2 protein-coding genes (1 of these 2 running past the window's edge) are annotated in these 16,275 nt (G+C 76.6%); both read left to right on the top strand.

Annotation, left to right across the window (positions count from 1 at the left end; genetic code table 11):
• Positions 1-13,608, top strand: coding sequence for a non-ribosomal peptide synthetase (locus CG736_RS14400; protein ID WP_198520501.1), 13,608 nt, complete (start codon positions 1-3; stop codon positions 13,606-13,608).
• Positions 13,605-16,275, top strand: the start of a protein-coding gene (locus CG736_RS38600; RefSeq protein ID WP_198520502.1) for an SDR family NAD(P)-dependent oxidoreductase. It continues 19,064 nt past the right edge of the window; only the first 2,671 of its 21,735 coding nucleotides appear in the window; its start codon is at positions 13,605-13,607; its stop codon lies off the right edge, out of view. Before CG736_RS14400 ends, CG736_RS38600 begins: the two co-directional genes overlap by 4 nt.

Here is a 16,275-nt window from a genome sequence, read left to right on the forward strand (position 1 = left end):
ATGGCGGTCGCATCCGGTCCCGATCCCCGGCAGCGCACGGGAATCGACACGCTGGCAGCGGACATCAGCAGGGCCCTCGCGCGCCTGCTCACCGAACTGCGGCCCGGCGAGGCCCCGGTGGCCCCGGACACGGAGCTGCGCACGGTCGGTCTCGACTCGATGACCGCGGCGCGGCTGTGGATCGCCACGCAGGGCGAGTTCGGCATCGACGTGCCGCTGACCCTGCTGGCGGACGCGCACAGCCTCGCCGACTTCGGGCGGCAGGCCGCCGAACTGGCGGCGGACCGGGCCCCGGTCGACGGCGCGGCCGTCGGCGCCGTGGTGGCGGACCCGGAGCGCGCGTTCGAGCCGTTTCCGCTCACCCCGCTCCAGGAGGCGTACCTCACCGCGAAGGAGCCGGCCCTCACCGAGGACGCCGTCGGCTGCCACCTCTACCGCGAGTTCGAGGTGGGCGGCCTCGACGCCGAGCGGCTGCGGAACGCCTGGGAGCGGCTGGTCGCCCACCACGACATGCTGCGGGCCGTCGTCACCCCCGACGGCCGGCAGCGCATCCAGGCGCAGACGCCGCAGTGGAGCATGCCGGTGTCCGAGCCCGTCGCCGGCCACCCCGACCGGGACTTCGAGGCACGCGCCGCCCGCACCCGGGCCCGGATGTCCCACCGCCGCTTCGAGGCCGGCGAATGGCCGCTGTTCGCCGTCGAGGTGACCCGCCGGGCCGACGGCCGCGCCCGGGTGCACCTCGGGATCGACGCGCTGGTGACCGACGGCGCCGGCCTCGACCTGCTCACCGCGCAGTGGAAGGCCCTGTACGACGACCCGGCCCGCACCCCGGCCACGCCCGAACTCACCGCCCGGGACTGCCTGGTCGCGCTCGCGGCGCGCACCGACACCCCCGGCCACCGGCGCAGCCTCGACCACTGGGTGCACCGGCTGGCCGAGCTCCCCGGCGCTCCCGGCCCGGTCCGGGACACCGTCGCGACCCGCCCCGAGGAACTGCCGTGCCTGCGCCGCACCACCCGCAGCGCCCGACTGGCCGCCGAGGAGTGGCGGGCCGTCCGGGAGCGCGCCGCCGGCCTCGGCGTCACGGCCACCGCACTGGTCCTGACCCTGTTCACCGAGGTCCTGGCCCGCCACGGTGCCCACCGGCCGTTCTCGCTGACCGTCACCACCAGCCGCCGGGCCCTGCTGCCGGCGGCGGCCGACCAGGTCGTCGGACCGTTCACCGGCACCGTCGCGGTCGAGGCCGTGCTGCCGCACGACCGGACCTTCGAGGAGGCGGCGCGGCTCACCCACCAGGAGCTGTGGAAGGCGCTGGAGCACTCCGCGGTGTGCGGGGTCACCGCGCTGCGCGCGTCGCGGGCCCGCGGCGGCGCGGCCGAGGCCTCGCCCGTGGTGTTCACCAGCATGCTCGACGCCGCGGCCGCCGCCCGCGGCCGGGGCTTCGCGGACGACCTGGTGCACGCCACCAGCCAGACCAGCGGGGTCTGGCTCGACCACCAGATGTGGGAGCGGGACGGCGGCCTGGAACTGCGCTGGGACGTCGCCGACGAGATGTTCGAACCCGGCGTCCCCGACGCGGCGTTCGCCTCGCTCCACAACGGCCTGCGGGTGCTCGCCGACTCCCGGGCGGAGCCCGAGCACCGCCCGCTCAACGAACTCCAGCAGGCCTACTTCGTCGCCCGCGCCGCCGCCGAGCCCCGGGAGTGGAGCTCCGGCCAGGTGTACCTGTCCTTCGAGACGGCCGGCTCCGTCGACCTGGTGCGCCTCGAAACGGCGCTGGTGCGGCTGATGAACGCGTACGAGGTGCTGCGCTCCGCGGTCACCGTGGACGGCCGGATCGCCGTCCGGCCGGACGTCCCCGAGGAGTGGGCGATCCCGGTCACCGGGCGCGACTCCGCCGAGCGGGTCCGCGAGGCGATGACGGCGAACCCCTTCCCGCTCGGCCGCTGGCCGCAGTTCGACCTCCGCGTCACCGAGGGGGAGGAGCACGACACCGTCCACCTCTGCGTCGACCTCACCCTCGCCGACGCGCACAGCATCCACGCCGTCGGCCGCGAACTCATGCGGCTCTACGCCCGGCCCCGGGAGACCCCGCGGACCGGCGCGCCGCACGCCGAGCACGCCCGGGAGGTCCGGGACCGCGCCGCGGCGCCGGAGCGGGACGCCTGGCGGGCGCACTGGCGCGACGCGCTGGCCGAGCTCCCGCCCGGGCCGTCGATCGGGGGCCGCACCCCCGGCGCCGGCCCCTCCAGCCGGATCCGGCTGGCGGGCAGCGTGCCCGGCCGGGACGCCCTCGCCGCCCGCGCCGCCCGGCACGGACTGACCCCGGACGCCGTGCTGCTCACCGCCTTCCTGGACACCCTGTCGCTCCGTCACGAGGAGGACTTCGCCGTCCCGGTGGTGCGCTGGGACGGCCCGGACGGCAAGTACCGGCCCGGCGAGTTCACCGCGCTCAGCTGGGTGTCGCGGGCTCCGCGCGGACTGTCCTTCACCGAGCGCGCCCGCACCTACCACCGGGCCCTCGAACAGGACGCGCCGGTGCCGACCAGCGGACTCGCCGAACTGCGCCGCCGGACGGCCGCGACCGGGGCGACCGGCCACCGGGTCGTCTACACCTCGGTCCTCGACCTGACCGACCGTCCGCTGCCCGCCACCGTACGGCAGGGCGAATGGCGCAGCTGCACCCCGGACGTGTCCCTGGACTGCATCACGACCGCGGACGACGACGGGACCCTGCGGTACTGCTGGGACGCGGTGGCGGCGGACTTCGACGGCGACACCCTCGCGGAGCTCTTCGCGGCCTACGGCCGGACGGTGACCCGCCTGGTCGACAGCGACGAACCGTGGGACCAGGGCGCCCCGGAACCGGCCCCGGCCGCGCAGGGCCCGAGCGCCGCCGAACTGCACCGGATCCTGCACGAGTGGAACGACACCGCCCACCCCTTCGACGGCGACCGGCTCGTCCACACCGCCTTCGAGGAGCAGGCCCGGCTGGCCCCGGACGCCGTCGCCCTGCGGTGGCGCGGCGGCACCATGACGTACCGCGAGCTCAACCGGCGGGCCAACCGCCTCGCGCGGGAGCTCCTCGCCGCCGGCACCGGGCCGGAGACCGTGGTGGCGGTCAGCGTCCCCCGCGGACCGCTGATGATCGCGGCGGTGCTCGGCGTGCTCAAGGCCGGCGGCGTGTACCTCCCGATCGAGCCGCACCTGCCCGGCGACCGGGCGGCCGTGATCCTGGAGGAGGCGGACTGCACCACCGTCGTCACCACCTCGGACCGCGCCGGATGGGCCGTGCCGGACGGGGTCGCGGAGATCCGCGCGGACCGGCTGCCGCCGTCCGACCTCGACCCGGACGCCGACCCCGAGCCCACGGCCGAGCCGTACAACACCGCGTACATCATCTTCACCTCGGGCAGCACCGGGCGTCCCAAGGGCGTCGCGGTCGCGCACCGGCCGGTGCTCAACCTGCTGAACTGGTGCCGGCGCACCTTCGCCTTCGACGCCTCCGACCTCGGGCTGTGCGTCACCTCGCTCGGCTTCGACCTGTCCGTGTTCGACGTCTTCGGACTGCTCGGCCACGGCGCCGGGCTCTACATCGCCGACGCGGAACAGCAGCGCGACCCGGCCCTGCTGCTGGACGTCCTGCTCACCGAACCCGTGACGTTCTGGAACTCCGCGCCGACCACGCTCGCCCAGATCGGCCCGCTGCTCGCCGAGCACCGGGGCGCACCGGGCACCCGCGACCTGCGGCTGGTCTTCCTCAGCGGCGACTACACCCCGCTGTCGCTGCCCGACGAGGTGCGCGCCGTCTTCCCGGCGGCGGACCTGATCAGCCTCGGCGGGGCGACCGAGGCGACCGTGTGGTCGAACTGGTTCCGGATCGGCGAGATCGACCCGGAGTGGCGCAGCATCCCCTACGGCAAGCCCATCGACAACTGCCGCTACCACGTGCTCGACGAGAACCGGCGGCCGTGCCCGGTCGGCGTCGAGGGCGACCTCTACATCGGCGGCGAGTGCCTCGCCCTCGGATACGTCAACCAGCCGGAGCTCACCAGCCAGCGGTTCATCCCCGACCCGCTGCACGACGACCCCGCGGAGCGGCTGTACCACACCGGCGACCGGGCGTCCTACTTCCCCGACGGCAACCTCTGCTTCCACGGGCGGTCGGACGGCCAGGTGAAGATCCGCGGATTCCGCGTCGAACTGGGCGAGATCGAGCACCGGCTGCGGCTCCACCCGGGCGTCAAGGACGTCGTGGTCCTCGCCCGCGGGGACGCCGGCGAGCGCGTCCTGGTGGCCTACCTCGTCCCGGTCGGCGGCGCCGCGCCCACTGCGCGCGAGCTGCGGGCGCACGCGGCGGCCGCCCTGCCCGAGTACATGGTGCCCAACTTCTTCGGCTTCCTCGGGACCTTCCCGTCCACCGCGAACGGCAAGCTGGACCGCAACGCGCTGCCCTGGCCCGTGCCCGCACGACCGGAACAGCCCGAGCCGCCGCAGCAGGCCGAGCCGCCCGAGCAGTTCGAGCAGTCCGGGCCGTACGGGCGGACGGGCGAGGAGCCGGCCGCGGCCGCCGACGGGCCGTCGTACGAGGAACTGCGGGAGGAGATCGCCGGCCTCTTCGCGTCCACCCTGGGCCTGCCGCAGGTGGACGCCGCGGCCGACCTGTGGGACCAGGGCGCGACCTCGTTCACCATGGTGCAGGTGTCGGGCGCGCTGCAGCGCCGGTACCGCCGGCGCATACCGGTGTCGGTGCTGCTCGACGAGCCCAAGATCGAGGCGATCGCCCGCTGGGCGCACCGTGAGCTCACCGGCGCCCCGGCCGGGGCCGGGACGACACCGGTCGTCGAGCGGACGCCGGCCGCACCGGCCGCACCGAAGACCGCGGCACCGACCGCACCGACCGCACCGGCCGCGCCGGCCGCGCCGACCGCACCGGAGACCGCGGCACCGACCGCGCAGGCGGCCGTCGGGCCGGCCGGGGCGGAGGGCCGGGGCCCGGGCGCGGTGGACTTCTTCTCCCCCGAGGACCGGGCCCGGTTCAAGGCCGGCCACTGGAACCTGCGCCCGGCCCGGCCGGACGAGCCGGCCCTGCCGCTCACCCCGGTCGGCTTCGACGAGGAACTCCTCGCCTGGCGCGCCACCCGGCGCGACTTCCTCGACGCGCCGGTCCCGTACGAGTCCTTCTGCCGCCTGCTCAGCCTGCTCCGGGAGATCCCCACCGCCGCGGGCGTCCGCCGGCTGCACCCGTCGGCGGGCGACACCTACGCCGTCCAGACCTACCTCCACCTGGCCGCCGACGCGGTCGACGGGATCGCCGAGGGGCTCTACTACCACGACCCCGTCGAGCACGCCCTGCGCCGGATCGACCCGGTCCAGCGGGCCGGGCGCAGCGCCCACTTCGTCTACAACCGGGAGGTGTTCGACCGTTCGCGGTTCGGCATCTACCTGGTGGGCCGCCGCCCCGGCATCGAACCGATGTACGGCGAGCAGAGCCTGCGCTACCTCACCCTGGAGGCTGGCAGCATCGGCCAGCTGCTGATGATGGGACAGGCGGCGGCCGGCGTCGGGCTCTGCCCGATCGGCGCACTCGCCTTCGACGACCTCGCCGCCCGGTTCGGCCTCGACGAGGGCCACGTGTTCCTCCAGGCGTTCCTCGGCGGCGCCGCCGCGCACCCCGCGGCCACCGCGGACGGCGTCGGCCCGGTGTTCGGCGCCCGGCCCGCCCCGGCGACCCGCCCCGTCCCGCCCGCCGCCGACGCGGCGGGAACGGCGGAGCCGACGGCCGTGATCGGCATGGCGGGCCGCTTCCCCGGCGCGGACGACCTGGACGCCTTCTGGGACAACCTGGAGGCGGGCGCGAACGCGGTCGGGCCGCCCCCCTCCGCCCGCCGCGACATCGCGCCCGCGGGCTCCGCCCCCGTGGGCGGCTTCCTCCGGGACGTGGACCGTTTCGAGAGCCTGCTGTTCCGGATCTCCCCCGAGGAGGCGCGGACGGTCGACCCGCAGGCACGGCTGATGCTGCAGGCCGTGTGGCAGTGCCTGGAGGACGCCGGGCACACCGCCGAGTCGCTGCGGCTGTCCGCCGGACGGGTCGGCGTCTTCATCGGCACCATGTGGCAGGACCACCGCCAGCAGGGCGCCGACCACTGGGCGGCCGGCGGCCCGGCCCGCACCCCGGCCACCGCGTCCGACATCGCCAACCGGGTCTCGCACTTCTTCGACTTCGGCGGCCCGAGCCTGGCCGTCGACACCTCCTGCTCGTCCTCGCTGACGGCCCTGCACCTCGCGGTGCAGAGCCTGCGCCGGGGCGAGTGCGGCGCGGCCGTCGTCGGCGCCGTCAACCTCCTCGCCCACCCCTACCACTGGGGCCTGCTCGAAGGCCTGGAGCTGGTGGCCCTGGACGGCACGCCGGAGGCCTTCTCCGCGGCCGGCTCGGGCTGGTACCCGGGCGAGGGCGTCGGCGCGCTGCTGCTGCGCCCGGCGGGGGCCGCCGCCGAGGCGGGCGACCTCGTCCACGGAACCGTCGAGGAGACCCGCATCGCCCACGCCGGGCGCGCGCCCAGGTACGGCGCGCCGCGGGCCGAGAGCCTGGTCGACTCGCTGGCCCGGGCGCTGGCCGGGGCGGGCGTCACCCCCGACGACATCGACTACGTGGAGTGTGCGGCGGCCGGCGCCGGAATCGCGGACGCCGCCGAACTCGAAGCCCTGGGCGAAGTGTTCGCCCGGCCCGACGACGCCCCGCGGCTCCCGGTGGGCACCGTGAAACCGAACATCGGGCACCTGGAGGCGGCCTCCGGCCTGTCCCAGGTGATCAAGGTGCTGCTGCAGATGCGGCACGGCCGGATCGCCCCGACCCGCACCGCCCGGCAGCGCAACGGCCTGGTGGACTGGCAGACCCTGCCGGTCGAGGTCGTCGAGCGCTCCCGGCCCTGGACCCCGGCGTCGGACGGGCGGGTCACGGCCCTGGTCAACGCCCTCGGCGCGACCGGATCCTACGGACACGTGGTGCTGCGCTCCGCGCCCGGCGACCGGCCGGCCCCGGCGCCCGCGACGGCGGCGGCGGGCCGCGCGGACGGCGGGTTCGACCCCGGGCGGGTGCTGCTGCTCTCCGCCGACGGCGCCGAGCAGCTCGGCACCGCCGCCCGGCGGCTGGGCGCCCACCTCGCCGCCCACGCCGACACCGTGGAGCCCGACCGGGTCGCCTGGACCCTGCAGACCGGGCGGGTGCACCTGTCGCACCGGCTGGCGCTGACCGCGGGCACGGCGGCCGGGATGGTCGCCGGTCTGAACGCCTTCCTGGCCGGCCGGTCGCACCCCGGCCTGTCCACGGCCGTCGCGGACCCGGCCGCCGGACCCGCCCCGACCGACCGGCCCGCGTCGCACGCCGTGGACCTGTGGCTGCGGGGCCACCCGGTGGACTGGGCGCGCCTGTGGCCCGCGCCGGGCCGACGCGTCACGCTGCCCGTGCACGCCTTCGCCGGCGACCGGCACGTGCTCGACGACCGGCGCCCGCTCGACGACGCCGCCCCGGTGCCCGGCACGGCCGTCGCCGACGCGGTGTCCCCGGCGGCGCAGGAGAGCGCCGAGCGGTACCTGGCCGGGCTGTACGCCGAGGTCAGCGGGATCCCGGTGGAACGGCTGCACCCGAAGGTCCCGCTGGAGAACTACGGGCTGACCTCGATGTTGGTCTCCCGGCTCAACAGCGAACTCCGGGCCGCCGTCGGCCCGGTGTCGCAGACCGTGTTCTACGAGTACCCGGACCTCGCGGGCGTCGCCGCGCACCTGCTGCGCCTGCACGACGGACCGTGGCACGGCGGCCCCGCCGGGCGGGTGCCCGTGCCCGTCACCGAGAAGCCCGTTGCCGAGAAGCCGGCTGCTGAGCAACTCGCCGCCGAGCCGATCGCCGTCGTGGGCATCGCCGGCCGCTACCCGCAGGCCGCGGACCTGGACCAGTTCTGGCGCAACCTCGAACAGGGCCGCGACAGCGTGACCGCGCTGCCCGCCGACCGGCCCGCCGTGTCCGGCGGGGCCGACCTCATGCGGGGCGGCTTCCTGGCGGGCGTCGACCGCTTCGACCCGCTGCTGTTCGGCATCACCCCGCGCGACGCGCGGCTGATGGACCCGCAGGAGCGGCTGTTCCTGGAGACCGCCTGGGAGACGCTGGAGGACGCCGGCTACACCCGGGCCCGGCTGCGGGAGCGGCACGGCGCGGGCGTCGGGGTCTTCGTCGGGACGATGTACAACGAGTACCCGTTCTTCGGCGTCGAGAGCTCGCTGTCCGGCGAACCGGCCGACAGCGGATCGGCCGTCGCGGGCATCGCCAACCGGGTCTCCTACTTCCTCGACGTGCACGGGCCGAGCATGGCGGTGGACACCATGTGCTCGTCCTCGCTCACCGCGCTGCACCTGGCCGTGCAGAGCCTGCGCCGCGGCGAGTGCGCGGCGGCCCTGGTGGGCGGGGTGAACCTGTCGCTGCACCCGCACAAGTTCCGCCAGCAGGCCCGGCTGAGGATGACCTCCAGCGACCACCGCTGCCGCAGCTTCGGGGCGGGCGGTGACGGCTTCGCCCCCGCGGAGGGCGTCGGCGCGCTGCTGATCAAGCCGCTGAGCGCCGCCGTCGCCGACGGGGACCGGATCCACGCCGTGATCCGCGGCACCGCCGTCAACCACGGCGGCCGCACCAACGGCTACATGGTGCCCAACCCGGTGGCGCAGGGCGCGCTGGTGCGCGCCGCGCTGGACGAGGCGGGCGTGGACCCGGCCGGGGTGGGCTACCTGGAGGCGCACGGCACCGGGACCTCGCTCGGCGATCCCATCGAGATCAACGGTCTGGCCCGGGCGTTCGCCGGGGCCGACCTGGCGCCCGGGTCCTGCGCCGTGGGATCGGTGAAGTCGAACATCGGGCACCCGGAGGCCGCGGCCGGCCTCGCCGGACTGACCAAGGTGGTGCTCCAACTGCGCCACCGCCGACTGGTCCCCTCGCTGCACTCCCGGGAGCTCAACCCCGCCGTGGACTGGGCGCAGTCGCCGTTCAGGGTGGTGCAGGAGCTGGAGCCGTGGGCCGCCCCGGTCGCGGCCGACGGGACGGTGCTGCCCCGGCGCGCGGGCGTCAGCTCCTTCGGCGCCGGCGGCTCGAACGCCCACGTGGTGGTGGAGGAGTACGTTCCGGCCGGGGCCGCGGCGCAGCCGTCGGACGAGCCCGGGCCGGGCCCGGAGCTGATCGTGCTGTCGGCCTTCAACGAGGAGCGACTGCGGGCGGTGGCCGGACGTCTGGCCGACCGGCTCCGCGACGGCGGCGGCGCACCGCCGCCCGCCCTCGCGGACGTCGCCCACACGCTCCTGGTCGGCCGGGAGGCCCTGCGCGAGCGGCTCGCGGTCGTCGTCGCCGACACCGGTGAACTGCTCGCCGTGCTGGACCGGTTCGCGGCCGGCCACCGCGACCCGGAGGTGCTGCACGGCCGCACCCCGGGGGACGCCCCCCGCACCGGGACGCCCGTCGCCCCCGACCCGGGCCTGCCGCGCGCCGAGGCGCTGCGCCGCCTGGCCGCCCGCTGGATGGCCGGCGACACCGTCGACCGGGACGGGCCGGGCGCGGGACGCCTGGTGTCGCTGCCCTCCTACCCGTTCGCCGGGGAACGCCACTGGCTGCCGGCGGCCGCCGCGCCCACCGCGACGCGGCGGCCGGAACCCGCACCGGCGTTCGAGCCGCCCGCGACGCCGCAGCCGGACCTCGTGTCGGCGTTCGAGCCGTCTGTGGCGCGGCGGCCGGATCCCGCACCGGCGTTCGAGCCGTCTGTGGCGCGGCGGCCGGACCTCGTGTCGGCGTTCGAGCCGTCTGTGGCGCGGCGGCCGGATCCCGCACCGGCGTTCGAGCCGCCCGCGACGCCGCAGCCGGACCTCGTGTCGGCGTTCGAGCCGTCTGTGGCGCGGCGGCCGGATCCCGCACCGGCGTTCGAGCCGTCTGTGGCGCGGCGGCCGGATCCCGCACCGGCGTTCGAGCCGCCTGTGACGCGGCGGCCGGATCCCGTGTCGGCGTTCGAGCCGTCTGTGGCGCGGCGGCCGGATCCCGTGTCGGCGTTCGAGCCGCCCGTGGCGCGGCGGCCGGATCCCGCACCGGCGTTCGAGCCGCCCGTGACGCGGCAGCCGGATCCCGTGCCGGCGTTCGTGCCGGCGTTCGAGCCGTCCGTGACGCGGCAGCCGGACCTCGTGCCGGCGTCCGAGCTGCCCGCGACGAGCCCGGCGGACGGCGTGGCGCTCTTCACCCCGGTGTGGACGCCGACTGCCGCGGCCCCCGAGCCCGGACCGGTGACCGGCCGCGTCGTCTGCGTCTTCACCGACCGGACCGCGGCGCTGGCGGACGCGCTCGCCGCACGGCTCGGCGCCGACCGGCTGCTGCTGGTGCGCCAGGGAGCGGACGCGGCAGCCGGGGCCGAGGCGCTCGTCGACGAGGCCGCGGCGGACCGCATCGCGGCCGACCTGGTGGGCCGCCACGAGGACATCGTCGGCCTGGTCGACCTCTGCGACGTGGCGGCCGGTGAGGGAACCGGGCGGTGGACCGACCGGCTGCGGCTGCTCCAGCGCCTGGTCCGCCTGCTCCGCGCCCGGGACCTGAGGGTCCTACAGGTCACGGAGGGCCTGTACGGGCTGCCCGGGGCGGTGCCGGCGTGGTCCGGCGCCCGCCTCGCCGGGTTCGTGCGGATGCTGGCGGCCGAGCACCCCCGGGTCGCGGCCACCGTCGCCGACATCCAGGGCGCGGGCGGCGACCCGGCGGCCGCCGCCCGGCGGATCCACGCCGAGCTGCTCGCCGCGGACGGCCTCACCGAGGTCTGCCTGCGCGGCACGAGGCGGTACCGGCGCGAGCTCACCGCGCTGCCCGGCGGCCCGGACCGCCTGCTGCGGCTCGACCCCGACCGGGCCTACCTGGTCACCGGCGGCACCCGGGGCATCGGCGCCGCCGTCGCCCGGCTGCTGGTCCGCCGCGGCGCCCGCCTGCTCGCCCTGACCGGCCGGCGCCCCCTCCCGCCGCGCACCGAGTGGCCGGCCCTCGACCCGGGCTCCCCGGAGGGGGAGACGGCCGCGCTCGTCGCCGAACTGGAGTCCGTGGGCGCGCGGGTGCTGGTGCACACGGGCGAGCTCGGCCGGGAGGACCGGACCGCGGCCTTCCTGGCGGAGGTCCGCGGCGGGCTCGGCCCGCTCGGCGGCGTCGTGCACTGCGCGGGCCGCGGCCCGCTGGGCCGGCCGTCCTTCGCGGGCAAGTCCGTCGCCGACATCGAAGCGGTGCTGGAGCCCAAGGCCACCGGCCTGGAGACGCTGGCCCGGCTCTGCTCGGCCGACGACCTCGACTTCTTCGTGCTGTTCTCCTCGCTGTCCGCGATGGTTCCGGCGCTCGCCCGCGGGGTGTCGGACTACGCCGCCGCGAACGCCTTCCTCGACCAGTTCGCCGACCACCGGGCGGCGGCGGGCGAGCGCCGCTTCCGCTCGGTCGACTGGCCGACCTGGCACGAGACCGGAATGGGCGCGGCCCAGCCCGAGGGCTGCGCGGTGGCCGGCGTCGGATCGCTGGGGGAGGCGGAGGGCCTGCGGCTGCTGGAGCGGATCGTGGCCCTGCCGCCCGAGGTCGCGCGCGTCGTGGTCTGCCCGCCGCTGGACGGCGTCCCCGTCACCCCCGACACGCTGCTGGGCAAACCCCGGCCCACCGCCCCGCACCCTGCTTCGCACCCCGCCCCGCCCACCGCTTCGCACCCCGTCGAGGAACCCCCCGCGGGCGCCTCCCCCCTACCACCTGTGGAGCCGACCGTGCCCGAGCCGACCGTCCGCGCGCTGGAATGGCTGGCCCCCCTGTTCTCCGACGCGCTGGCCATCCCGGCCGTCGACCTCGATCCGACCGCCTTCTTCGGCGACCTCGGCGTCGAATCGGTGATGCTCGGCGAGCTCGTCTTCCGCATCGAGGAACGCGCCGGCAGCCCCGTGGAGCCCACGGCCCTGCTCGAACACCCGACGCTGGAGCGGCTCGCCGCGCACCTCGACGCCCTGGGGATCGGGCCGCGCGAGGAGCCGGAGGCCGCGGCGCCGCAGAGCGCCGTCGCCGCGCAGCCGGCGCCGCAGTCCGGCCGGCCGGGGAGCGGACGGGTCGCCGTGATCGGCCTGGCCTGCCGGTTCCCGGGCGCCCCCGACGCCGAGGCGTTCTGGCGCAACCTGGTCGCCGGGGAGTGCTCCGTCACGGAGGTCCCGGCCTCCCGCTGGGACGTCCGGCGGCTGTACCGCCCCGAGTACGCCCCCGGCCGCAGCATCAGCAAGTGGGGCGGGTTCGTCGAGGGGATCGAGGACTTCGACCCGGAGTGGTTCGGGATGACGGAGGACGAGGCCACCTGCCTCGACCCGACCATCCGGCTCTTCCTGGAGTCCGCCGCCACCTGCCTGGCCGACGCCGGCTACCGCGAGGAGGAACTGGCCGGACGGGACGTGGGCGTCTTCGCCGGCGCCCGGCTGACCGGGTACGGGCGCCGGGCCCGCTCCCGCCCCGGCGGCGTGGGCATGGGCAGCGACCAGAACTTCATCGCGGCCCGGGTCGCGCACCGCTTCGACTTCCACGGACCCAACCTGGTCGTCGACACCGCGTGCTCCTCGTCCCTGGTCGCCCTGCAGGCGGCCTGCCGCAGCCTGCTCGCGGGCGAGTCCGAACTGGCCGTGGTGGGCGGCGTGGACGTCCTGCTCGACGAGGAGCCGTACCTCGACTTCAGCGCCGCCCGCGCGCTGTCCCGCACCGGCCGCTGCGCGACCTTCGACGAACGGGCCGACGGGTTCGTCCCGGGCGAGGGCTGCGGGACGGTGCTGCTCAAGCCGCTGGAGCAGGCCCTGCGCGACGGCGACCGGGTCCACGCGGTGATCGAGGCGGTCGCCGTCAACAACGACGGGCGCACGATGGGCCTCACCACGCCGAACCCGGTGGCGCAGGCCAAGGTCATCCGGCGGGCGCTGGCCGACAGCGGCCTGAGCGCGGAGTCCGTCGGAATGATCGAGGCCCACGGCACCGGCACGATGATCGGCGACCCGATCGAGCTGCGGGCCCTGACCGACGCCTTCCGGCCGGACGGCGACCGGACCGGCTACTGCGCCGTCGGCTCGGTCAAGTCCAACGTCGGCCACCTGCTGAGCGCCGCGGGCATGGCCGGGTTCCTGAAGACCGTCCTGGCCCTGCGCGAGGGCGTGATCCCGCCCACGCTGTTCTGCGAACGCCCCAACCCGCGGTTCGACTTCGCCGCCTCGCCGTTCTTCCCGAACCGGACGGTCCGGGCCTGGACCGGCGAGCCCGGCCGGCCCCGGTACGCGGCGGTCAGCGCCTTCGGCCTGGGCGGCACCAACGCCCACGTGATCGCCGGGTCGCTCGCCCCGGACGAGCGTCCCGCCGGAGCCGTCCGGCCCGCGCTGCCCGCGCCGGTCTTCCGCCGCCGCCGCCTCTGGCTGGACCCGGAACCCGCCGCGTCCGCCGGGGCGCCCGCGCCGCGGCCCTCCCTCACCACGTCCCTGCTGGCGGTCGACTTCGCCCGTCCGGCGTCCGCCGACCGCTCGTTCGCACCGGCGAACTCCCTGGAAGGAAAGCAGCGTTGAGCCCCACGCCCGGCCAGGACCCCGAGGTGGAGTGTCGCCTCGTCCTCCAGCACTCCGACTTCGTCATGCAGAACCACCGGGTGCACGGCGTGTCCGTGATGCCCGGGGTCACCTTCCTCGACATCGTGCTGCGCATCCTGCAGTCCCAGGGATTCGACGTCGCGCGCGCCGAACTGCGCAACGTGCTCTTCCACGAGGCCGTCGCCACCACCGAGGGCCACGACCGCGAGATCCGGGTGGTGGTCTCGCCGCCGGCCGACGGCCTGCGCCTGGTCACCGCCGAGAGCCGGTGGCGGCGGGACGGCGAACCGATCTCCCCGTACCGGCGCAACTTCGAGGCCGAACTGGCGTTCCGGGACGTGCCCGAGCCGCCCGCCGTCGACCTCGACGCGCTGCGGCGCTCCGCCGCCCGGACCACCGACATGGACGACATGTACGCCCGGGCCCGCGCCGAGCGGATCGTCCACGGGGACGCCATGCGCTGCTTCGGGCAGCTCCACCACGGCGCCGGGGAACTCCTCGCCGAGCTGGCCCTGGACGCGGAGTCCGCCGCGCTGGACGAGGCCTTCCTGCTGCACCCCGCGAAGATGGACTGCTCGACCATCGCCGCCTTCACCCAGGTCCCGATCGGCGACGACGACCCGTTCATCCCGGTCTTCATCGAGCGCTTCCGCGCCCCGCGGCCGATCCGCGGCGCCGTCCACGCCCACGTCCCGCAGCCGGAGACCCTGGCGGCCAGCGGCGACGTGATGCACAACAGCTACACGATCCGCGACGCCGACGGCCGGCTGCTGGCCGAGTTCACCAAGCTCACCTGCAAGCGCATCCGGCACCCCGAACTGATCGGCCGACTGCTGGCCGACACCGTCGGCACGGCCGGCACCGCCGAGCCCGAAGCCGCTGCTCCGGCGCCGGCCGCCGCCGAGGAGCCGACGGACGGCCGGGCCACCGCCGACCACCTGCGCGCCATGGTCGCGGCCCGGCTCGGCCGGCGGCCCGAGGACGTCGCCACCGGGTCCGGGTTCTACGACCTGGGCCTGGACTCCGGGCACATGCTGGAGATGAGCCGGGAGCTGGAGGACCTGGTCGGATCGCCGCTCTACCCGACGCTGCTCTTCGAGTTCTCCGACATCGACTCCCTCGCCGCGCACCTGGACCGGCGCCACCCCCCGGCCGACCGCCCGACCCCGGCCGCCGCCGGGCCGGCGCAGCAGACCCTTCCGGCCGAGGCCCCCGCGCTGCACTGCTACCGCCCCGTTTGGTCCGCCGCGCCCGCCGCGGCCGCGGACGGCGGCCGGGGCGCCCTGGTGCTGATCGGCGCGGACGCCGCGCTCGCCGCCGAGGTCGGACGGCTCGCCGGCGGCCGCCGCACGGTGCGCGTCGAGCGCTCCGACCGCTTCGCCCGGGTGTCCGCCGGGCACTACCGCCTCGACCCGGCCGACCGGGGCCAACTCGACCTGCTGTGCGCCGAGTTGACGGCCACCGGTGAAGCGCCGGCCGGATACGTCCGGTTCGCCGGGCCGGCCGCCGACGACGACCGGGACGCCGTTCCGACCGCCCACCGCGAATGCTCGGCGCTGGCCACCGCCGTCATCGGCACCCGCCCCACCGAACCCGTCGCCCTGCTCCTCCTGCACGAGGCCGCCCCGGACGGGGCGGCCCGCCCGGAGGAGGCCGCGATCGCGGCCTTCGCCCGGACCGTCACCGCCGAGGCGGCCGCGCTGCGCTGCCGGGCCGTGGGGTACGACCGCCACCTCGGCGCGGACCGGCTCGCGGAGATCGTGCTGGCCGAGGCTTTGACGCGCTCCGACGAGTCCGAGGTCCGCCACCGAGGGGCCGTCCGGGAGGCCGTCCGCCACGAGCAGCGCCTGCTGCCCGCCGCCGGCCCGGCGCCCGCCCCGCTGCGCGAGCGCGGCGTCTACCTGATCACCGGCGGGGCCGGCGGCCTCGGCGTCCTGCTCGCCGACCGCCTGGCCCGGGACCTCCGCGCGCGCCTGGTGCTCACCGGCCGCAGCGCGCCGAGCGCCGCCCTCGCCGAACGGATCCGCGACTGGCGCGCCCTGGGCGCCGAGGTCGAGTACCTGCCCGGCGACATCGCCCGCCCGGCCGACGCCGCCGCGGTGACCGCCGCCGCCCGGGCCCGGTTCGGCCGGATCGACGGGGTGTTCCACTGCGCCGGCACCGTCCGGGACGGCATGTTCTTCCGCAAGGACGAGGCGGACGTCGCCGAGGTGCTCGCCGCGAAGATCCGCGGAACGCGCAACCTCGACGCCGCCACCGCACAGGACGAACTGGACTTCTTCGCCCTGTTCTCCTCGGTGTCGGCGACCCTGCCCAACCCCGGGCAGAGCGACTACGCCTACGCCAACGCCCACCTGGAGCACTTCGCCGAACGGCGCTCCGCGCGCCGCGACCGCCCGGGCGTCACCGTCGCACTGGGCTGGCCGTACTGGGCCGACGGCGGGATGCAGGTCGCGGACGACGCGCTGCGCCGCGCCGCCGCCGACACCGGCCTCCACCCGCTCCCCACCGAACTCGGCCTGGACGCCCTGCTGGGCGCGCTCGCCGGCGGGGACGCCAGGCTGGTGCTGCCGTACGGCGAACCCGGCCGGGTCGCCGCACTGTTCCGGGCGCCGACCCCCGCGTCCGCGCCGGCCCCCGCGTCCG

The organism is Kitasatospora sp. CB02891, from assembly GCF_002803145.1.
Lineage (GTDB): Bacteria > Actinomycetota > Actinomycetes > Streptomycetales > Streptomycetaceae > Kitasatospora > Kitasatospora griseola.